17 protein-coding genes are annotated in these 19,670 nt (G+C 66.8%); 6 read left to right on the top strand and 11 right to left on the bottom strand.

Annotated elements, in window-relative coordinates; all coding sequences use genetic code 11:
• Positions 1–12: 12 nt before the first annotated feature.
• The 3 genes from DAT35_RS26165 to DAT35_RS26155 all read right to left on the bottom strand — a co-directional run bounded on the left by DAT35_RS26165 (position 13) and on the right by DAT35_RS26155 (position 3,091).
• Positions 13–1,341 carry a chitosanase gene (locus DAT35_RS26165; RefSeq protein WP_108069875.1) on the bottom strand — a complete coding sequence of 443 codons (1,329 nt, stop codon included), beginning with the start codon at positions 1,339–1,341 and terminating at the stop codon, positions 13–15.
• Positions 1,342–1,538: 197 nt separating this feature from the next.
• Entirely contained in the window at positions 1,539–2,342 is an 804-nt protein-coding gene (locus DAT35_RS26160) for a hypothetical protein (RefSeq protein ID WP_108069874.1), read from the bottom strand.
• Between the two features lie 131 nt (positions 2,343–2,473).
• The gene (locus tag DAT35_RS26155; protein ID WP_108069873.1) at positions 2,474–3,091 is read right to left on the bottom strand and encodes a peptidylprolyl isomerase; all 618 of its coding nucleotides are present in this window, start codon (positions 3,089–3,091) and stop codon (positions 2,474–2,476) included.
• Between the two features lie 80 nt (positions 3,092–3,171).
• On the opposite strand from DAT35_RS26155, the gene DAT35_RS60020 reads away from it, so the two are divergent.
• Complete coding sequence (locus tag DAT35_RS60020) at positions 3,172–3,822, top strand: hypothetical protein (protein ID WP_199243002.1); 651 nt, start codon at positions 3,172–3,174, stop codon at positions 3,820–3,822.
• 6 nt (positions 3,823–3,828) lie between these two features.
• Here DAT35_RS60020 and DAT35_RS26145 read toward each other — a convergent pair whose 3' ends face one another.
• Positions 3,829–4,998, bottom strand: coding sequence for a carboxypeptidase-like regulatory domain-containing protein (locus DAT35_RS26145; RefSeq protein ID WP_146209887.1), 1,170 nt, complete (start codon positions 4,996–4,998; stop codon positions 3,829–3,831).
• A gap of 113 nt (positions 4,999–5,111) precedes the next feature.
• Positions 5,112–6,956: a collagen binding domain-containing protein gene (locus tag DAT35_RS26140; RefSeq protein ID WP_158501879.1), complete on the bottom strand. Its 1,845-nt coding sequence runs from the start codon at positions 6,954–6,956 to the stop codon at positions 5,112–5,114.
• 266 nt (positions 6,957–7,222) lie between these two features.
• Here DAT35_RS26140 and DAT35_RS26135 point away from each other — a divergent pair, with 266 nt between their 5' ends.
• The 4 genes from DAT35_RS26135 (at position 7,223) to DAT35_RS26125 (ending at position 10,662) form a co-directional block, all read left to right on the top strand.
• On the top strand, positions 7,223–8,302 hold the full coding sequence (locus DAT35_RS26135) for a prenyltransferase/squalene oxidase repeat-containing protein (protein ID WP_108069870.1): 1,080 nt from the start codon (positions 7,223–7,225) through the stop codon (positions 8,300–8,302).
• A 268-nt stretch (positions 8,303–8,570) separates the two neighbouring features.
• On the top strand, positions 8,571–8,693 hold the full coding sequence (locus DAT35_RS61850; RefSeq protein WP_255415207.1) for a hypothetical protein: 123 nt from the start codon (positions 8,571–8,573) through the stop codon (positions 8,691–8,693).
• A gap of 82 nt (positions 8,694–8,775) precedes the next feature.
• A complete protein-coding gene (locus DAT35_RS26130; protein WP_108069869.1) occupies positions 8,776–9,912 on the top strand; it encodes a hypothetical protein in 1,137 nt (378 codons plus the stop codon).
• 129 nt (positions 9,913–10,041) lie between these two features.
• Positions 10,042–10,662 (top strand): TIGR02265 family protein, encoded by a 621-nt coding sequence (locus DAT35_RS26125; protein WP_158501878.1) that lies wholly within the window; start codon positions 10,042–10,044, stop codon positions 10,660–10,662.
• A 12-nt stretch (positions 10,663–10,674) separates the two neighbouring features.
• Here the strand turns inward: DAT35_RS26125 and DAT35_RS26120 are convergent, their stop codons facing one another.
• The 4 genes from DAT35_RS26120 to DAT35_RS26105 all read right to left on the bottom strand — a co-directional run bounded on the left by DAT35_RS26120 (position 10,675) and on the right by DAT35_RS26105 (position 15,065).
• The gene (locus tag DAT35_RS26120) at positions 10,675–12,876 is read right to left on the bottom strand and encodes a PhnD/SsuA/transferrin family substrate-binding protein (protein ID WP_233261710.1); all 2,202 of its coding nucleotides are present in this window, start codon (positions 12,874–12,876) and stop codon (positions 10,675–10,677) included.
• 347 nt (positions 12,877–13,223) lie between these two features.
• Complete coding sequence (locus tag DAT35_RS26115; RefSeq protein WP_108069866.1) at positions 13,224–13,562, bottom strand: cupin domain-containing protein; 339 nt, start codon at positions 13,560–13,562, stop codon at positions 13,224–13,226.
• A gap of 112 nt (positions 13,563–13,674) precedes the next feature.
• Positions 13,675–13,914 carry an Lrp/AsnC ligand binding domain-containing protein gene (locus DAT35_RS26110; protein ID WP_043407764.1) on the bottom strand — a complete coding sequence of 80 codons (240 nt, stop codon included), beginning with the start codon at positions 13,912–13,914 and terminating at the stop codon, positions 13,675–13,677.
• 14 nt (positions 13,915–13,928) lie between these two features.
• Positions 13,929–15,065 (bottom strand): fatty acid desaturase, encoded by a 1,137-nt coding sequence (locus DAT35_RS26105; RefSeq protein ID WP_108069865.1) that lies wholly within the window; start codon positions 15,063–15,065, stop codon positions 13,929–13,931.
• Positions 15,066–15,318: 253 nt separating this feature from the next.
• On the opposite strand from DAT35_RS26105, the gene DAT35_RS60015 reads away from it, so the two are divergent.
• Positions 15,319–16,215, top strand: a complete 897-nt coding sequence (locus DAT35_RS60015) for a hypothetical protein (protein ID WP_199243001.1) — start codon at positions 15,319–15,321, stop codon at positions 16,213–16,215.
• A gap of 276 nt (positions 16,216–16,491) precedes the next feature.
• Here the strand turns inward: DAT35_RS60015 and DAT35_RS59130 are convergent, their stop codons facing one another.
• Together DAT35_RS59130 and DAT35_RS26090 are read right to left on the bottom strand one after the other, a co-directional pair.
• Complete coding sequence (locus DAT35_RS59130) at positions 16,492–16,689, bottom strand: hypothetical protein (RefSeq protein ID WP_158501877.1); 198 nt, start codon at positions 16,687–16,689, stop codon at positions 16,492–16,494.
• 269 nt (positions 16,690–16,958) lie between these two features.
• A complete protein-coding gene (locus DAT35_RS26090) occupies positions 16,959–19,628 on the bottom strand; it encodes an ATP-binding protein (protein ID WP_146209886.1) in 2,670 nt (889 codons plus the stop codon).
• Between the last annotated feature and the right edge of the window lie 42 nt (positions 19,629–19,670).

Raw genomic sequence — 19,670 nt, 5'->3', positions numbered from 1 at the left:
TCTTTTCAGACCTCAGTTACACGAGTAGGTGTACGAGCTCGGCGTGCTCCAGGTGCCGTCGGGGTTGATCTTCCGCACCGTGTACCCGCTGCTCGGGTAGCTCGTGCCCCAGCAGTCCCGGGCGCGGACGTCGTTGCTGAAGGCAGTGCCCAGGTCCCAGTTCCCCTTCCTGCGCAGCTTCTCGTAGGTGGCGACCCGGTCCACGGCGTCGACCCACGTCGAATCCGAGGCGAGCGTGTCGCGGCGCTTCTCGAGGAACTTCTGCAGGAAGGCACTCTCGGTGATGCCGTTGTAGCCAATCGCGGGAGCCACCTGCCCGCTGTTGCCGAGCGCGTTGTTGGCGGCCTTGATGAAGACCTTCGCGCCGTCCTCGCCGTGATTGATGTACGCGTCGTACAGCGCGGCCTTCGAGAGCGCCGTGACGAGGCCCCACTTGGCGGCCTCGTTCATCGCCGGCGTGTAGTAGAGGCGGTCGCTGACCTGGTCCTGGCAGCTCTTGAAGTCCGCCCGCGTGGTGGTGTTGTTGTAGCTGGCGGCCCAGTCGCTCACCCAGTTGCCGATGGAGTCGAGCTCGGACGTCGAGGCCTGGGACTCGCCCGTCTGGAGGAAGCGGTTGTTGATGGTGGTGAGCCCCGGCATGTACTTGGCCATCAGGTTGCCATTGGCCGCGCTCCGGAGATTCTTGTAGCACTCGATGACCTGGATGGCGTCACCCGTCCCGGTACAGAAGCCCGCGCGCCCATTCGTATATCCGCGGCCATCGTCGATGTCCTCCGCGTACGCGTAGTCGAGGACGGGCGTGTCGTTCTCCCAGATGCTGGTCACCGCCTCCGCCACCTTCTTCTGGTTGGCGGTCATCCCACTGCCACCGCCTCCGCCCCCTCCCCCGGTGCCGCCGCAGCTTGGATCGCTGATCTGCACATTGGTGGCGGTGAACGACGTGCTCGAGTTCGTGGAGTAGTTGAACGTGTACGAGGCGTTCGCGGCCACCGTCAGGCTCGAGGTCCTCGAGTACGTGCAGGTCACGCCGCTCTGGGTGTGCTTCCAGCCCGTCTCGTCATAGTCACACGTCACGCCGCTCGGGACGTTGAAGGCGATCGTCGGGCTCGTCATGGCGCTCGCGCCGGTGTTCTTGAACGTGATCGTGCCCCAGTAGTCCGAGCCCACGTAGGTATTCGTGGTGATGGTGTACGAGCAGGCCGCGAGCGCCTGCTCCACCGCGCCCGAGCGCTCCTCCGTTCCACTCACATCCGTCCCACAAGCCACGAACGTCGCGGCAACGCTCGCGATGGCCAGCCGCCGGCTCCCCACCCAACGCGCCTCAGATCGAAGTCTACCCATGGCTGTGATTCCTCACATGTGAAAGGTCAAGGTTGACCGGCCTGGCCTTCTAGCTACGTTTTCCTGTTTTGTCTCGTTACCGTTTTTGATTGAGTCGAGCACGGGACACCCCTTCCACTTGCCTGGAATGGTGCCGTGCACATGAAGGGAACCCCTCGTTTCCTCAGAGGGTGAGCGGTAGCCCGCTCGCGCCTTCCTCAATCCTCGAGGCTGTCTGGCGCGTTTCTTTCTTCGTCCAGCTCGAGTTCGCCGGTGAGGAGCAGCGTGGGCCGCACCTCGGCCACTCCCCCAGGACCCAGGCGCGCGGGCAGGCCCAGCCCCAGCTCGAACCAGGAGGCGGGGCGCCAGACCAGGCCCGGGCCCACCCACGCTCGCGCCTCGTCTTCCCAGGAGACCTGGAACTCCAGCAGCGGCACCAGCGTGCCGAGTGGCACGGTCGCCGCGACACCGACGGTGGGCTCCAACTCGAGCTCCCGCAGTGAGCCGCGCGGAGCCCGCACCTCGAGCGCAAGGTTCAGGTGGAGGCGCGCGGGTCCGAGGATCTGTGCCACGGCCACGAACGGAGTGGCCGCCAGGTCCGAAGCCTTGGGTTGAGAGAAGATCCGGGGCAGCTCGACCTCGAATCCCGGAGAGACGACCAACCCCAGGTCCGGCCGGGAGATGAGCGCGTAGAGCAACCCCGCCTCGATGCCCGAACCCGATGGGTCCTGGCCCGGCACTTCTCCTCCGCGCGAGGTCCATCGCAGTGGTGCGCGCAACTCCACCTGGAGCCGATCCGTCAGGCCCAGCTCCGTGAGCAACGAGAGCTCCAGCGCATCCCACGTGCTCCTGCGCTCGCCACGCACGCCCAGCGTGACTTGCAGCTCGAGCGCCTCCTGAGGGTACGCGGTGTCGGTGAGGGGGAACTCCTCGACTTCCCGCCGCGGAGGCGCTTCCGCCAGGGCCATGCCCCCCAGGAACACGGCCAGCACCGAAACGGACAAGGCGGGAGAGCGCATCATGAGACGCATTCTCCTTCGCCCGTCACCGCCGTTCACCCGGCGGACCGGGGAGACGTCTGCTCCCCGACAGGCACCGAGACAATCCCAACCCTGGCCATGTGCCCGAGCGTATCCCCGGCTCCCGCCAGGGGTCACGGCTTGCGAGTGGCGCGCAGGATCTTCACCGGTGGAGTGAGCTGCTGCCCGTTCGCGGGTGCTTGCTGGATGGCGCGCACCACGTCCATGCCCTTCACCACCCTGCCGAACGCGCCAAAGCCCTGCCCATCCGGGTTGCGCTTGCCTCCGAAGTCGAGCTCGGGCTGGTCACCGATGCAGATGAAGAAGTCCGAGACGGCCGTGTCCGGCGTGTCGCGCGCCATCGAGACCGTGCCGTCCTTGTGTTTGATGCCTGTCACGCTCGTGCGCTCGAGCGCAATCGGCGGGCGCTGCTCGGACTCGCGAGCGGGATTGATGCCTCCCTGGATGACCTCGATCTTCACCTTGTTGTTCGGCTGGTTGTCTGGCTTCACCGTGCGGTGGAACACTCCGCCCTCGAAGAAACCGCCGTCCACGTAGGCGAGGAAGTTGCGCACCGTCCCGGGAGCGTGCGACTCGTCGAGCGCCAGCTCGATCTCTCCCTTCTCCGTCTGGAGCACCACCCGCACCGTCTTGGCCGGCTCGGGTTTCGCCGGCTTCTTCGGCGCGGCGGCGAAGGTGGTGGGGGCCAGGGTGAGCAGCACGGCGAGGCAGGCGGATGGGAACAGGTTCATGGGCATCTCCAGGAGGTCCGTACATCTTTCGCAATACGCCATTCATCATTCCAACATGTGCGGGAGGCACTGTGGCACCCATGACTTGGAAGATGCTGCCCCTGTGGATGTGGCTGACCCTCTCCCTCGCGGCCTGTGCCCAGTCCTCCTCCTCCGAGCGTGCCACCGAAGACGCCCCCCGAGGGCCTCCCGTCATCAAGTCCTCGCTCGCGGTCATGCTCGAGCACCGAGAGGAGCTGAACCTCACCGCCGAACAGGTCGCCTGGATGGAGAAGCGGGAGCAGCAACTCCAGGAGGAGAACGCCCCCCTCCAGAAGAAGCTGGAGCAGCTCCGTCCCCAGCGCGGAGAGGGTGGACGGCCCTCAGGTGGCGGTCACAGGGGCGGTATGGGCGGTGGCATGGGGGGCATGGGTGGCGGCCGCATGGGCGGCGGTGGAATGGGCGGTTCAATGGGTGGAGGGATGATGGGTGGGGGCCGCATGGGCGGCGGCATGGGCGGTCCTGGCGGCGAGGGTGGGCCGAACAGGGAGGCCATGCACGAGCGGATGGCGCAGGCGCGCTCCACGATGCGCGAGATGCAGGACAACGACACCCGTGCCTACAACGAGGCGGAGACACAACTGACCGATGCGCAGAAGCCCCGAGCGCGTGAGCTCATCTCGCAGGAGCGCGAGAAGCTCTTCCGGCAGCACGAGGCCATGCGCCAACAGATGGGCGACGGGAGCCGCTGAGCGCGGTCAGTCAGCGTACTGCGTCCACTGCGGCAACAGAGAGAAGGAGAGCTCGCCCTCGGAGGGAATCTCCAACTCTTCCCGGTGGACCGAGGTGACATCCTCGTCCCTTCGCATGGCGAACAGTGTGTAGTGCCCCGCGGGTACCCGCGAGAACCGCACGACGCCCTCCCGCACCGGCTTGCCTATGTAGCTCCCCACGATCTTCGTATACAGACCTTGTTTTGGTCCCATGAGAGGCAGGCTCCCCGGGAAGAGATGGACCTCGAGGTTCCGCTCGGGCACGAAGACCTCCAGCGCTGCACCCGCAACCTGCGCTGTGAAGTCCAGCGTCACCTTGCCGCCCGGGGTGAGCTCCACCTGCCGCAGCGGGAACATCGGTGCCGGGCCCTCGTCGGACGGCGCCACCACCTGGACCACGAAGCGACCCGAGGCCAGGGCGCTCAGGGCGTAGTGCCCCTCCCAGAAGCCCGTGGTGGCCACGACCCCTCCCTGCTCCGAGCGAAGATAGACCGAGCCGGACTGCACTGGCACCCCCTCCAATGAGATCCGCCCCTCCAGTCTGGCTCCAGGCTCGAGCACCACCGACACCTCTCGCGAGTCCTCCCGGATCGGCACTTGAACCGACGCGTAGTCCGGGTGGGTCACGGTAAGCAGCGCCCTCTCTGGCACTCCCTCCACGGTGAAACTCCCGTCCCGCTGCGTGGGGGCGACCCGCCCGCCTACCTCCACCCGGGCCCCTGCGATCGGCGCCGACGTTCCAGCCTCGAGCACCCGCCCACTCACCCCTGGGAGATCCTTCAGCACCACATCGCCCAGCTCGAGATCCTTGCCCTCCCGCAGCTGCACCTGCAGAGAGCGCGTGGAGAACCCCGGAGCTCTGAAATACAGCGTCTGCTCTCCGGACCCCCACGCTTGCACGGAGAACCTCCCCTCGGGATGGCGCAGCTGTTGGTGGGAGATCTCGAACAGCGTGATCGGATGGCCATCCTCGCGCACCACGCGTCCCCGGATCTGCGGCCGGGCCCTCAACACGAGCCGGACGTCCGTGCACCCGCGAGAAACGCGCACATGGGTGGGATCAACGACCTCGTCCATCCCACTCGAGGCCTCGGCATCGAGCACACTCTCATAGTTGGAACCCAGTATCCAGGAGCCCTCCGGCAGGCGTGCCATCCTGAACCATCCATCCGCCCCTGACTTCGTCTCCGCGGAGGGCTTTCGCGGACCGGACTCCCCCTCTCGAGACGCGATGAGTCGCGCGCCCTCGATGGGCTTCCCCTCCTGATTCACGACCTGGCCTGAAAGGCTCCAGCCCTCCTCGAGTTGGAAGAGCACCTCGCTCGCCTCCAGGTCATGCACCTCCACCTCGAGCGTCGCGTCAATGCCCCCCCCAAGCCCTTGGTCAACAAGGTGTAGCGCCCGGCTTTCATCCCCTGGAACACGGCCTTGCCCTCCGCGCTGGTGGTGGCCCTGGACACCTCCCGCGGGTAGCCAGGCTGCGTGTCCGTCAGCCGGATGACCGCATCGCGCACCGGACGCCCCTTCTCATCCACCAGCTCGACCTCGAGGGATGCTGCGTTCCTCATCACCAGGCGCACATCCTCAGCAGGCGCGGCGAGCGGGAAGTCCTCCTCGCGAAAGTCCGGATGGCGCGAGCGCACCAGCCAGGGTCCAGTATCGGGAGCATTCAGCGTGAATGCACCCTCCGCACCAGTTCGGGCGCTGGAGAAGGACGGCCCATACGCCCCGGACCCGGCACGCACCAGGCTCAGCTCGACCCCCTCTACGGGTGAGCCCTCCGCATCCACGGTGTGCCCCTCCACGAGCAGTGCCTCCTTCAACGAGACCCGCAGCTCCTCTGACGCTTGAAGCAATCGCGGAGGAAGCTCCCTTCGGACATACCGCATCGCCTGGATGCTCACCCCGTACGTTCCAGACTCGAATGGCTCGCTCAGGAACCTGCCCCGCGAGTCCGTCTGGGTCGGCTGGATCTTCGCGCCCCACCACCCCCCCGCCCTGGAGACAGACACCTCCGCACCCTCGATGGGTCGGCCCGATGGATCCGTGACCTGCCCGCTCAGCCTGACGCTGGCACCAAGGAGGATCTCCACCGAGTCCAATCCCTGTTCGAGGCTCACCCACTTCCGGGCGTAACGCCCCTCGCTGCTGGCCACCAGGAAATATGGCATCCGACACAGCCCCTCGAAACCAAAGTGTCCTCTCGCGTCCGTGGTCGTCGGAGGAACCTGCGCAATGTCCTCGAGCTGGACGGTCACACCAGGAACCGGACCCCGCTCGTCCACCACGTGGCCCGAGAGCTGCCAGGGCGCGAACAGCACCACCTCGTGGTGGTCGGGCCCGGACTCGGCCGCTCGTCGGCTAGCTGGCAGCAAGCCCTGCTTCGAAAGAATGACCCCGTCGTTCACCCAGGGGAGCGGGCCGAGCTGGAACCGGCCTTCCTCATCCGTGGCCGTCTCGATGAAGCGTCCCACGTCTCGCTGGAGGGCCGTGACGAGCGCGCCTACGACCGCCCTGCCCCGCTCGTCGTGCACCACGCCCGAGAACACCCTCCCGGGGCCCATCTGCACCTCGATGCCTTCACTCCCCGCGACGACCTCCTTCAGCACACCCAGGCCCGCTCCGCTCTCCGCCCAGAGCGTGAAGACGCCCTCCTCCAGGTTCTCGAGGCGGAAGTTTCCCCGACCATCCGTGACGGCCTGAGCCAGCGGAGGGAGCTCATGGCCCCGGCGCTCTGCGGCCAGTCCCAAGAGAGTCAGTGTGTCCGGCGTCGGGTCACAGGACCAGCCCAAGCGAGGCCAGCGTCCACCCAGGGGAGGCAGCCGGGAGAGCCACTCTGGAGACGGTGGCGCGATGGCCGCGACGAGCACACCGGGCACTGGTCCATCCGGCCCCACGACCTGGCCCTGGATGGACAACGTGCCCCGCGCTCCGGACGGGAGGGTGGCGGAACCAGTGAGCCAGGAGGACCGAGCCACGGCACCACCGGGAGGATTCTCCGGATGGCGCGCGGCCCCGGAGCCAGACCCGGGCTCTCGCCAGAAGCCCCAGAACACCCAGAGCAGCAAGGTCAGCAGCGCCGCCCCAGCGACAAAGCCCCACCGCCGCCACATGCACAGCCCTCCGCGGAATGCGTCCCCGTGACGCCGGGCCATCATAGCGGAAGCGCCAAGTGGGCCCGGCTTCGGCGACGCTCCTCCGTCCCGGCGGGAATCGTCTCCGGTGACCACAATCCCAGACAGGAACGCCACCGCGGTAAGCAATTCCCACCACCCAGGGATGAAACAGGGGCGGTCTCGAAAACCGGCCGCTATCCAGCAAGAATGCTCGAGCGGATGTGAGTCATCTCGCGGCCGAACGGCCCACGGGGGGAGGACCGATGCAGGCAATCCTGGAACACGAGGAGGAGCTGGAGACCACTCTCACCGAGGCCCTCGCGCGGGCCCGGCGCTTCCTGGAGAGCGCGCGAACGGCGGACGGCCGCTGGCTGGATTTCCGCTTCCGGTTCGTGGTGGGCGACCGGGACGTCATCAGCTCCCAATGGGTGACAGCCTATGTCGGCCATGCATTGGCCCGGGTGAAGGGTGACCCGGCCACGCTGGAGCGCGCCCGGGATTGGTTGATGGGTCATCCTCACCCCGGCGGAGGATGGGGTTTCAGCCTGGCGACGCCCGCGGACGCGGACTCCATCGCCAACGTGGTGCATTTCCTGTCGCACTGGCGTGGCGAACCCGGCTGGGACGCTGCGCTCTCCGAGGCCTGCGAACAGTTGCTGCGCTACTGGGACGAGGCCGAGGGAGGGTTCCGCACCTATCGCCCCGCCGAGAAGCCCTCACTCAATGGCTGGGCCAGCTACCCGGGCAGCAGCTGGTGCGACATCCACCTCTGTGTCACCGCCCTGGCGGGACAGGCGCTGTACGCGGCGGGAGCTCCGGGCCACCGCCCCCTCCTCGAGGCTTGTGCCCGAAGGCTGCGCGCCTGCCAGGCCCCGGAGGGATTCTGGGAAGCCTATTGGTGGCACGGCCGCACCTACGCCACCTTCCACGCGGCGCGGTTGCTCTCCCTCCTGGGTGGAGCCTCCGAACCGGTGGCACTCGCCGCCCGCTGGGTGCTGGGTGCGCAGCGGCACGACGGGGGCTGGGGCAATGGAAACGGTGGCGAGGCCGCGCCCTTCCATACGGCGCTCGCCCTCGCGACGCTGCTGCTCGACGGAGGGCCCCCACGCCACGGTCCCGCCCTCCACGCCGGGCTCCGCTGGTTGCTGCGTGCCCAGCAACCCGATGGCGGCTGGGCCCAGGCCCCCATCATGAGGATGCCTCGCCCCGAGGTTCATGCTCCCTGGGAAGACCCCGAGGGGTGCCTCCTCCTACCCGTGCTCACGGATCGCAACCGGCTGTTCACCACCGCGACCGTGGTGCCCGTCCTCGCGGACGGCCTCGAGGCACTGCGCTCCGGCTGAAAGCCTCTCGGACGCGCGGGCTCCAGTTGGCGCGGCAATCCCCGGCGGCAAGCCTCCCCCGTCTTTCACGTTCCCATGTCCGTGAATCATTCAGAAGCAATCAAATACATCCAATCCCCTCGCGGCGGACAGGTCGATTGCTTTGACTTTCAACCCGCCATTCCTTTATCTTTTGAATCGCTTTCGGCGACAGGAATTACCAGCCGCCAGAGCCCCCGGGACGGACCTCTCTGGACCGGGGTTTCACATACAAAGGGAGGGCAACGCCATGAACAACGAGCACATCATCTCCGAGCAGCCTGCGAATCTCACGGAGCTCAGCGACGCGGAGCTCGATGACGTCATCTCCGGCAATGCGCAGGAGCTGAGCACCACGCAGGCCTGGGAGTAGCACTCCCCAGGAAAGCCAACCCTGTAGAACCCGCGATGGGTGCATCCGGAGCGCCCATCCGTCAACGACTGGGGGAGAGTCCATGGCCCACGCACTGAATGAGTACCTGAGACTCTCCGCGCCCCATCTCTCCCCTCGTCTCATCTCTCCCACGGCACTGGAGGACATCGAGCGGATTGCCCGCCTCCTGCCGCCTGTCTCCGCCTCTGGCTTCGAGTGCCGTCTGGGCAAGGAGGAGGCCCTGGCCGACTTCGGCGTCCGCTTCCTCGCCGCCGATGGCAGCCGCGGCGTGCTCGCCGGCCGCGGAGACACCGGGCTCACCCTGTCACCCTCGCTGTTCGTCCACCCCGTCTGGGAGCGCCTGCGCCGCTTCGGTGCGCACTGGGACGAGCCGGGGACGCTGCTCCAGGAGGAGATCCGCGACGTCTTCCTGGAGTTCGACGTCGAGGGGGCGCCGGCGCCCGTGCCCATCCCCTCCTTCTTCATCGAGTACGAGCGGAAGGCCTGGCGCCGCCTGGAGGCGCTGGAGGAATCCCTAGCACTGCTGTGGGGCGAGCCCCTGGCGCCCGCCGTCCGGGACCGGGTGGTGGACTGTCTGGCGGCCCTGCCACCGGAAGGACAGGTCTCCGCCGTAGGCGCCATGTTCTCCCGCCGCTTCGACGGAGTCCGGCTGTGCCTCCAGGGCCTGGGGCCCGGCACGATGCCCGGCTATCTGGCCCGCATCGGCTGGCCGGGGGACCTCGCCGAGTTGGAGGCACTGCTCGCCCCGGTCGCGGACCGGGTGGAGCGCATGGCGTTGAGCCTCGACGTGGGCGCGGCCGTGCTCCCCAAGGTGGGCGTGGAGTGCCACCTGGCGGAGAGCCTGCACGAGGCAGACACCGCGCGGTGGACAGCGCTGTTGGACGCGCTCGTCGCTCAGGGTCTGTGTCTTCCGGCCAAGCGGGAAGCCCTCGTGGGCTGGCTGGGACATACCCACCTGCGCTCCCATCCCGAGGTCCTTCCCGGCAACCTGCGGGCGCTCTCCACCTCGCTCGCGCCCAGGGCCCTCCCCGTCTTCCTGCGCCGCATCAACCACCTCAAGCTCGTCCTCCAGCCCGGCCAACCTCCCGAGGCCAAGGCCTACATCGCGCTACTCCAACGGTGGTTGGGCCATGACGTGCGGCGCCAGCGCTATGTGTTTGGAGACCTCGAGGAAGTCCGCGACGCCGTCCTCGCTTGAGTCCGGCCGGCGCCCGTCTCCCTGGCGTCCCACCTGATGGAACACCAGCCCCTCCTCCGGGGGCATGGTCTCGGGCGATCCATAAGGGCTACACTCTCCTGTTCTGGTGAAAGAGGGAGAGCACTGCGGATGATCGGCGGACACACCTCCACGGGAGGAGAATCCGGCCTCGGTACGGAGCTGGAGTTGCAGCGAAGGCTGTCCCTGGTCACTCCCGCCGACAGCGTGCGCGGGCTGTCCTTCCACACCGCGATGGAGGCGGTCCGCGCGGACCTGGGAGACGAGGCGCTGGCTCAGTGTCTCGCGCGCAACAGGGAGAAGGCCTACAAGAGCTTCTTCCACTATCCCGTCAGCGAGTACCTCGTCCTTCTGTACAACGCGGCATGGATGCTGAGCGAGAAGCACGGCGGCTTCGATAGCGCGGTCCGGCGCATCTCGGGAGGAATCGCCCCCAGCTTCCTGGGCTCCGTGGTGGGCAAGGCCTTCATGCTGCTGGCGAAGGAAGGCCCGAGGCAGCTCATCAACAACATGCCGGTGGCCTTCCGCGCGGCGGCGAGCTTCGGGGAGATCATCGTGCAGTGGTCGGGGCCGAGGAGCGGCATGCTCGTGACGAAGCGGGACTTCCTCCTCTACCTGAACCACGAGGGCGGGCTGATGGGCCTGTTCCGCGCGGTGGGCCTCCCGGGCGCACGGGTGAGTGGACGCCAGGTGGGGACGCTGGACAACGTGGTGGAGTTCTCCTGGGAGTGACGGGACGCGTCCCTAGCCGGTCAGCCGGGCCAACTGGGGCTGGGCCACCTCGCCGCATGCCGCGGGCAGCGTGATGATGAGCAGCGTGCCCCGTCCCTCGCGGCTCTCCGCGCGCAGGGTGCCGCCCAGGCTCGTCACGATGGCGTGACTCACCGACAGCCCCAGGCCCGTGCTGCCAGGCCGCGAGGCGACGAAGGGCTCGAAGATGCGCGAGAGCGCCTCAGGTGGCAGTCCCCTGCCCGTGTCCTGTACCTCCACCACCACCTGGCCGTCCTCGCCGGTATAGGCGGCGACCCGCAGCACGTTGTTCGCCACCTCCCCCGGGTCCATCGACTGCACCGCGTTGATCAGCAGGTTGAGGAAGAGCTGGCTCAACCGGGCCTCGTCCGCGTCCACCGCTGGAATCTCGTGGAAGTCCCGCTCCAGCCGCGCCCGGAGGTGCAGCTCGCCGCGGATGAGCTTCAGGGCGTTCTCCAGCACCGGCTGTACCTGCACCCGCGCGTGGTGCTCCGGGGGCTTGCGCGAGAGCGTCCGCAGATCCTGCACGATGTGCTTGAGCCGCAGCGCCCCTTCCGCCGTCTCGGACAAGGCCTCGAGCACGTCGTCCATCTCCCGCGTCACGGCGTCGCCCTTCTCACGCAGGGACTCACTCAGGCGCTCCAGCTCCTCGCGAGCGAAGGACAGGTTGGCCAGCATGAAGGCCAACGGGTTGTTCATCTCGTGCCCCACCGCCGCCGACAGCGAGCCCAGCGCCGACAGCCGATCCGCCTGGATGAGCCGCGCCTCCATCTGCTTGCGCAACGTCACGTCCCGGGCGAACACCCGCAGACCCGGCGGATCCCACAGCTGCGCCACCGTCAGCTCCCAATACCGGCCGTCCAGGTGCACCGTGGGCGCGGGCTCTCCCGCGGGAGCGCCCCGCCAGGCCCATTGCAGCGCCGCCCGGACCATCGGGTGCGCCGCGCCCTGGACCAGCAACTCCGGGAAGGCCTTGTGCGTGGCCGGGTTGCCAAAGCGCAGCTCCCCGTCCATGCCCAGCTCCAGCAGGGGCTCGGGGTGCAGCAACGGGAAGGAGGCCAGACGGTACAGCGGCTCCTCCAGCGAGCGCAGCCCTGTCACGTCGCGCACCATCAGGCCCAGGCGCGGCTGCGTCTCGCCGGCAACGGGCGCGCACGGGGTGATCTCCGCCGCGTACCAGCGCGTCTCTCCCTCCACCTCCAGGCGGTACTCCATCCGGCCCCCCGCGCCACCGTGGCGTACCGCGCGCACCAGCGCCCGCAGCGGCTCCCCCGCCTCAGGCCCCAGCACCTCCACCAGCGTCCGCCCCTCGGCGCCACTCACCTCCCGGCCGAAGACCCTGCCCGTGGGCGACCACAGCCGCTGGCAGCGCTCCTCCCCGTCCAACTCCGCCACGACGTACTCCGCGTCGCGCCCCCGCCGCGGCTCCGCGAGCCGCTCCCGAGCCTCCGGCGGCAGGACGAAGCCCTCCACCCGGAAGGGCCCCATCAACATCTCCAGGCCGGAGCCGTCCGTGTTCATCCGCGTGAGGACGGACACCAGTTGCGCGGCATCCGCCTCGGACAGGCGCCGGGTGAGGATGATGCCGTCGGCCAGGGTGGGCCCGGTGAAGAGGAACGTGGCGAGCTTGGGCTCATCCGCCCCCACATAGGAGGCCAGGGTGGCCCGCATGGCGCACTCGTCCGGGTGGTTGGAGAAGACGGAGGCGACATCCGCCTCGCCCGCGAGCACGGCCTGGAGGGCCCTGCGGTAGGTGCCGAGGAAGCGCTGCTCGGAGAAGACATCGTCCGGGCGCACGCCTTGGGACTCCAGGAAGCGCACCGGCAGCAGGTGCCCACCCGTGGAGCGCGGAGCCACCCAGGCGGCCCGCTTGCCCTGGAGCGTCTCCAGCGTGAGCGGCTCGTCCGAGCGGCACACCAGGGCCGCGTGGTAGTAGCAGCTCCCCGAGCGCACCGCGCGCAGCACCGCCCGAGCCTGCGGCTCGAAGGCATTGCACTGCTCGGCCGTGCCCCACGCCATGTCCACCCGGCCCGCGGCCAGCTCCGCCTCCAGGGCCTCGTACGTGGGCGCGAGCTCCATCACCACCGGCCGGCCCAACCGCTCCGACAGCGCCCGCCCGAAGAGCTCGACGCGCACGTGCTCCCGCACCTCCCCGAGTGACGGGTAGAGCAGGAAACGGATGGGGGTGGTCGACATGGTCACGCGCATTCCTCCTTCGATTCCCCCCAGGGCTCCGGGCCGGCCCCAAATCACTTGCGCCTCACATCATGCACAACCCTTTACCCCAATGCACACTTTTCCTGTTTCACTGGAATAAACAGATTGTCGGAATCCGCCGGATTCACCCGGAGTGGCTGGAACAGGGGCCGTTCCATAAGAAACCCGAACGTGCGGTGTGAGCGCAATTATGGCGGTGACACTTTGCGTTGGCACTCCGACCTCACCTGAGGGGGCAGTCCCTGTGTTCTCAGGGCAACAGCGTGCCGTCTTCCGGCGAGGCGGAGCACCGCCGGGCCAGGAGTGGGACGACGGAGCTCAGCCCCTCAGGGCGCGGAGACGCGATCCCCGTGGCTGGGAGGGCACGAGATGACGAGGATCTCCAGCGGCTCCGGGCCCTCATTGAACACCTGGTGGGCGACTCCCGGCTCCACCTCCAGCGCCTGGTGCGGAGCCAGTTGCTCGCGGCGGCCTCCCACCTCGAGCGTGGCGCGGCCGGACAACACGAAGAAGAGCTGCCGGGCGTTGCGGTGATAGTGGCGCACCTCCTGGGTGCCCGGAGGCATGCGCTCGTGGATGACGCTGACATCGGGCCGCTTGAGCAGATGCCACCCGTCGCAGCCCTGGCCCCAGACGTAGTGCTCGGCGTTGTCCTTGCTGATCATGACCCGACCCCCGGCGGGAGGAGACCCCTCCGGGCGCGTTTCGCGCCAACTGGTCCGATGGTCCTACCAGTTGCCCGAACCGAAGCCGGGAGGTGGCTCCGTCGCCGCGCGCTCAGAACGCCTTGAACGTGGTGATGGTGTAGGTGTCCTTGACGCCGGGAAGCGTCTGGATGCGCTCGGTGACGAAGCGGCCGATGTCCTGGTCCTTGTCGAGGTGGAACCGGGCCAGCAGATCGTACCCACCCGAGGTGGAGTAGACCTCGGAGGCCTCGTCGACCTGGTCGGCGATCATCGCCGCAGTCTTGTAGGTCTGCCCCAGCTCACACTTGATCATGACGAAGATGGTGTGCACGGGGGCGCACCCTATCACGCCACTTCGGGGAGCGGACCGGGAGCCGAGGCCGCCTCACGAGGCGCGAGCCGCCGCATGGAGCTCTTGCCCACGACGACGTCCACCATCTTCCGGGCGCGAGTCCAGACGCTCTCCTGCACGTAGGGGATGCCGTACTTCTCGCACAGCGCGAGCACCTTGGGCTGCACGCGCTGGTACTGGAGCATGGACAGGTCGGGGAAGACGTGGTGCTCGATCTGGTAGTTGAGCCACAGGTGGAGGTAGTCGTTCAGGTCGCCACCGGTGCGGTAGTTGGCGCTGCCGATCACCTGCTGGAGGTAGCGCTCGCCCTTGCCCTCGGGGGAGGAGTCGAAGCGGTAGAGGTCCTCGCCAGTGTGGTTGGGGCCCACGACGAGGAAGGTGTGCAGGTTGGTGAGCACCTCGGCCATGAGCGAGTTGCACAGGGCGCTGAACGAGGCCCACGCGCCCAGGGGCAGGAAGAGCGCGGGCAACAGGACGAAGTTCCAGGCGATGTAGGGGGCGTAGCCGCTGCGCAGCACCTCGCGCCACTCCTCGCGGGTGAGCGGGCTGTCGGGGCGGTGCTTGCGCCGGAGCGAGGCGAGCGTCTCCGGAGCGTAGTAGCTGGCACGCCAGGTGATGGCGAGCAACGAGAGTTGGAGGTAGCGCAGGGCGAGCGGGCGGTCGGGGCTGCGCAGGGTGCCCTCGGCGTTGCGCTCGAGGAGGTCCGGATCCGCGTCCTCACCGGTATGCGAGTGGTGAAGCACGTTGTGCTCGAAGACCCAGGCCTCGGGGAGCATCCAGTCGAACCAGTCGAGGAAGCGGCGCTTGCCCTTGGCGAAGCCCTTGCTGGTGCGCTCGACGGGGGCGCCGGGGACGCGGTCGTAGCCGCGGTGCCCCACGTGGTGCATGAGCAACCAGCGCGTGGAGCGGCCGAGGCTCAGCGCGACGGCGCTCAGCGGGTTGGGCGCGATCCAGCATGTGGCCAGGCCGAGCACGGTGGCCGTGCGACCCCAACCCTCGATGCGCCGCAGGTGCCTGAGGTCCTCTTCGCTGACGGAGGCATCGATCTCGGCGCGAAGAGCGCGGATGTCGCGAAGGAAGCCCTCCACGTCCACGGACGCGGGATCGAAATCGGGGGTGGCGCGGGACATTGCGGGGGACCTCTGAAGCTCGGGCGGGCGGGACGAGTGGGGGGACAGGGGGAACGGGGGTGAGCGGGCCCACCGGTGCGCGCTCGGGGGCGCAGGGTAACCGGAGGCCCGGGGCCTCGGAAAGCACTTCTCCCAACGGGTAGACCATCCCACAAAGTAGTCCGTGTCTCGTACCGAGCTACCTCTGGAAGCAGTGCGTGCAACGAAACCAAGAAAGTAGTGTAAGCACGGCGGACCATTATCAGAGGCTCCCGTGGCGCAGAGCACGAGTGAGAAAAGGAAGTCGCTCGCCAACCGGGTCCGCAGCCTGGCCGAGATGGCCAGAGCGCTGCGCAAGGGGCAGGACTTCCCGGTGACCCGGCTGACGCTACTCAAGGCTCTCTGTCAGGACGAACGCGATGGCGCCCACTTCCTCGTGCACCTCGCAGGCTCCGCACGTGATCAGTTGGTGAGACGCAAGCGCCCCCACCATGTGCCCCCAAAGGAGTGGGCGCGCCAGCAGCAGCTCGCCAAGGACGCCGTCACAACCTTGTGGCGGTACATCAAGTCATCCTCGGCGCGAGATGCCACACGCCTACGAAAACTCTTGTTCGAGATCCGTCACGTCCAGGACACCTACGAGCCGGGGTCATGGGGATACGTACGCATCATCACGAACCCCTCTCTGCTCATCGTGGAGGACGCACTGGAAGGAGTGCTGTCCCCAGCGGAGATGCAGTCCTGGGCCTATCGCGCGGCACGACACTTCGCTGAGCGATACGACTCCCGCGCCCCTTGGGGGCTCGTCCCCCGGTCGGCGCCCCTGGTGGAGGAGATCGCTGATTTCTGGTGCCGCCGACTCTACGGGCGCTCGTCGAGCGAGTGGCTGGCGTCGGTGCGCGATGAGCGCAAGCAGTCCAAGCCCCGGCGTTCGACCCAGACACGGAAGGCACCGCCAAGCGCTGGGGTGATGGCGCACTACCCCTCGATCGCCTACTGGGTATGGGAGCGAGGCTGGATAACATTGGGGCACACGGAGGGAAGTGGCGCGTTCGTCCAGGCACTCGATGAGGGAGGCATGGCGTGGGAGGGGAAAGCCACCTACCTGACCCTCGATGCGGCACTGGCTGATCTCGAAAAGGGACTGGCGCACTGGCTGGCCAGTAATTGAGACCATATTGCCGGAAACCAATCACAGACACATCTCTCGGAAGCTCATCTCATGCACCTCGACATCGACGTAGCCTGTGTTGTCCTCCAGAGACTCCAGGAGGAGATGGGCTTCTCGCCAGGTCAGGAGCCACTCAGGACGGCTTCACTCGCGCTCCATTTCATCTGGGGCAGTGGTCACCTGCACAACCTTGAGGACTACCTGGCTTGTTTCAACCCAGACGCGTCTCCTGCCTCGTTCCCTTCTTTTGGCACACGAGAGCAGGCCGAGGCATGGTTACAGCAGCCGATGGATCCTCGCCATGAGCACGGAGCGGCTATTGCCGGCACCCGGTACTCTGTCGGCTACTCGCCGGAACGTGGAGTCCGATTCCTGCTGCGTGTTCCCGAGAACATCGAAGCAATCGCGACCCGTCAGACTACAATCCCCCTCGTGGATGAGGCCCTTGCTGCTCTCGACCAAGCGCGTGCTCATGTTCGCTCTCGCGAGGACATGGAGTCGATTCACTTCGCTTTGCTTGCACTCCATTTCATCTTGGACGTGTTCGCCTGCGTGAGATGTGGAGGCAGGCGCCAAGTGCTGGCGTACCTGACGGCCCCCATTCCCGGACAAGCAGCGCGCCGTGGCGCCCCGCTCCAGCTCGAAGTCGATGAACTCGTTCGGCGTCGCCATGCCCTCGCAGCACGCTACCAGAGCGCGCGTACCGCGCCACCACCCGGTCGGCCCCCGGATGCCCAACAGGTCTACTCAGGGAACTTCCGATCATCCAGAGCCGACAACAGCTTCGCATGCCGCTCTACGAACCTGGCATGATGCTTGTTGTCGACAGGAAGGCATGCCACTGCTTGTTCCGCCACCTTGCATGCCTCACCGAGCTCTCCCGCTTTCTCGTGCGCCTGCGAGAGCCGGAAGAGAGTCCAAGCCTTCTCATTCGTCTTCAGCGGCTGACCCAGCAACTTCGTCAGGAGGGCGACTGCTTCGGGAGCTCTCTCCAACTTGATCAGCACGTCCGCTGCGTGCGTCTGGGCGTAGTGGCTCGTCGATTTGGAGAAGAAGGTCAGCGCCTCCTCCAACAGCCCTTTGCTGCCCTCCTGATCATGCTCCGCGGCAGCGACAAGGATCTCACCCCATGCGACCAGCTCACTGTCTCTCGTGATGCTCTCCAGTGACGGGATGGGCATAGCCTTGAAGATGCGCCAGAACGCCTCTTCATCCGCCGCTTGCCAAGCGGTTGCCAACGCGGCGAATGTCAGCGGCCCCTGCTCCAAACCTCGCCTAGTGGCCGCGACAATGAGAGACTCCAGCAGCTCCGAGAACTCCGGGATGACGCTCACGACTTCGACGCCAACGACGCTGCGCCGGAGCAACTCTGCCGCGGCGAGGGTCACCGATGCGCTCGCTCCCGCAGGGTGCTCCTTCGCGTCCTCAAGCAGGCTCAGCAGCAACGCCTTCGCTCGTCCCCCCGGGTTCTTGACGGGCGAGCCCTTCGGCAGTTCCGTGAGCGTTCGCGCCAGAAGGAGTCGGGTCGCAGGGGGAGTCCCTGCTTCCCCGAGTTCGGAGAGCAGCGCCTCCAGCTCAGTCACTGCTTCCTCGTATTGTCCCATCCGCTTGAGCGCTTTGGCCCTGTGATGCCGCACATGGTTCTTCGCGGAGGAGGCGATGTCAGGGCTCGCGATCAATGCGTCGAACGGCTGCAGGAGCACCTGCTGCTGCTCGGGCGTAACCGCCTTGTCCTTCGAGAGGAACACGACAGCCTCCGCCAGCTCGGCCGCGACCTGGGCGGCGAAATCGTCAGCGGGATTCCGCAAGGCCCGCTCTACGTACTCTTGCGGCTCCGGGATCATGTCTGGCGTGTCAGCCTCCAAGCCACGACGGTGCAACCAGGCATAGAGATGTCCATCGCGACGACGAGGGGAGAACGTAAGCCTGTAGAGCAGCGACTGATGCACCCTCGCCAGATGATTCAGGGCCAAGGTCTGAGCGTCATCAGCGGCAAGAGTTCTCACGTACGTATCCAGGGCCTGCTCGAAGCGCTCCTCTGGAACCGAGAGTGGGGGAGCAAGGTCTGGCAGGCTCGACCAGACGATGTCGTGCAGTCGGATCGTGTCGGGCTGATCGGTGGCGATCATCCCCAGCCTTCGTAGCGTCAGAATGGCGTTCGGGCCGACCGCCTTCCTGGCGAACTCCGCGTGAACCCTGGCGCTGCCGCACCATTTGAACAACGCGAGCACATCCTCCACGACCGAGTGCCAGCGAGCAAAGACGAGATCCACCAAGCGGACGGCCTTCTCGAGAACGGCCAGCTTGCCCACCTGTTGAGCATCGGCCAACGTGTCTGACCAGGTCCCTCCTTCGCGCGCGGAGCCATTGAGCAGGCGCAGTGCCATCGGATGGCCTCCGACGGCCGCCCAGATCGCGCGAAACACGGAGTCCGGACACTTTGGCGCATCATACTCCAGAAGAGTCCTGGCCTCCGACTCTTCAAGGAGGGGCATCTCGATGGTGAAAGGCCTGCTCGCGGTGAGCTGCGAAGTGACGATCACTCGCGCAGAAGGGCCACAACTCGCCTTGAGCTCACCAAGGACCTGCTCTATCGGAGCCTCAGTTTGAAGGTCATCGAGAATGAGCAGACACGAGCGGTTGGACAGCATGCCCAGCAGGTTGTGTTGCAAGCCGCGGCGCGTCACATCCACCGAGCGCAAGTCTGCAGCGCTCCGGATCTTCAGACCGCTCGTCCAGATACTCCAGTCAAAATCCTGACGGAGCGCATTGGCAACGGCGATGGCCGACTCTGATTTGCCGATGCCGCTGATTCCTGACAACAGGACGACCTGATGAGCCTCCAGGAGTTCCTGGATTCTCTCCTCCACATTCTTCCGCGCCACGACGCCGCTCGAAGCGCCCGGCACCAGGTTCGATGCCGCATGAAGCTCACGGAGCCGCCGCAGGGGTTCAAAGTGATCGCCAATCTCCTCGGCGAAGGCGTCGCTCTCAAGGACGTTGTCGACGATGAACTCCGCAATGTCGCGAGCGGTCAGCACATACAGCAAGATTCCCTCCGTGGAGGCAACCTCCACGTGCCAGTTGAGGAGTTCCATCTCTCTGCTGGCAGTCGCGGTCTGATTGCTGAGGAGGTAGATGATCTCAGCAGAAGGCAAAAGTTTGCGAACGTGCTCGAAGTCGCGCTTCGGCTTCTGGAGATCCTTGAAGTAGCCCGCCTCAGTCCCATACTCTGCGGCGATGGTGCCGTTATCCGAGTAGCTATCGAGCGTATAACCCAGCGGATTTCCGGCGACGCCCTGTCCCCGGTGGCGCAGCTTCACCCCCGCCATGCGCTCAGTCAGTCGGTGTGCAAGTGGCTCCCACTCCACGCCAGAGAGTGTTGAAAGCGCCTGTAAGAGTTCATGGATCAACAGCTTTCGCGCTCCAGCGGATACAGTCATGAGAGAGCTCGT

The organism is Vitiosangium sp. GDMCC 1.1324 (assembly GCF_003044305.1).
Lineage (GTDB): Bacteria > Myxococcota > Myxococcia > Myxococcales > Myxococcaceae > Archangium.
This window is presented reverse-complemented; position numbering and strand designations above follow the sequence as displayed.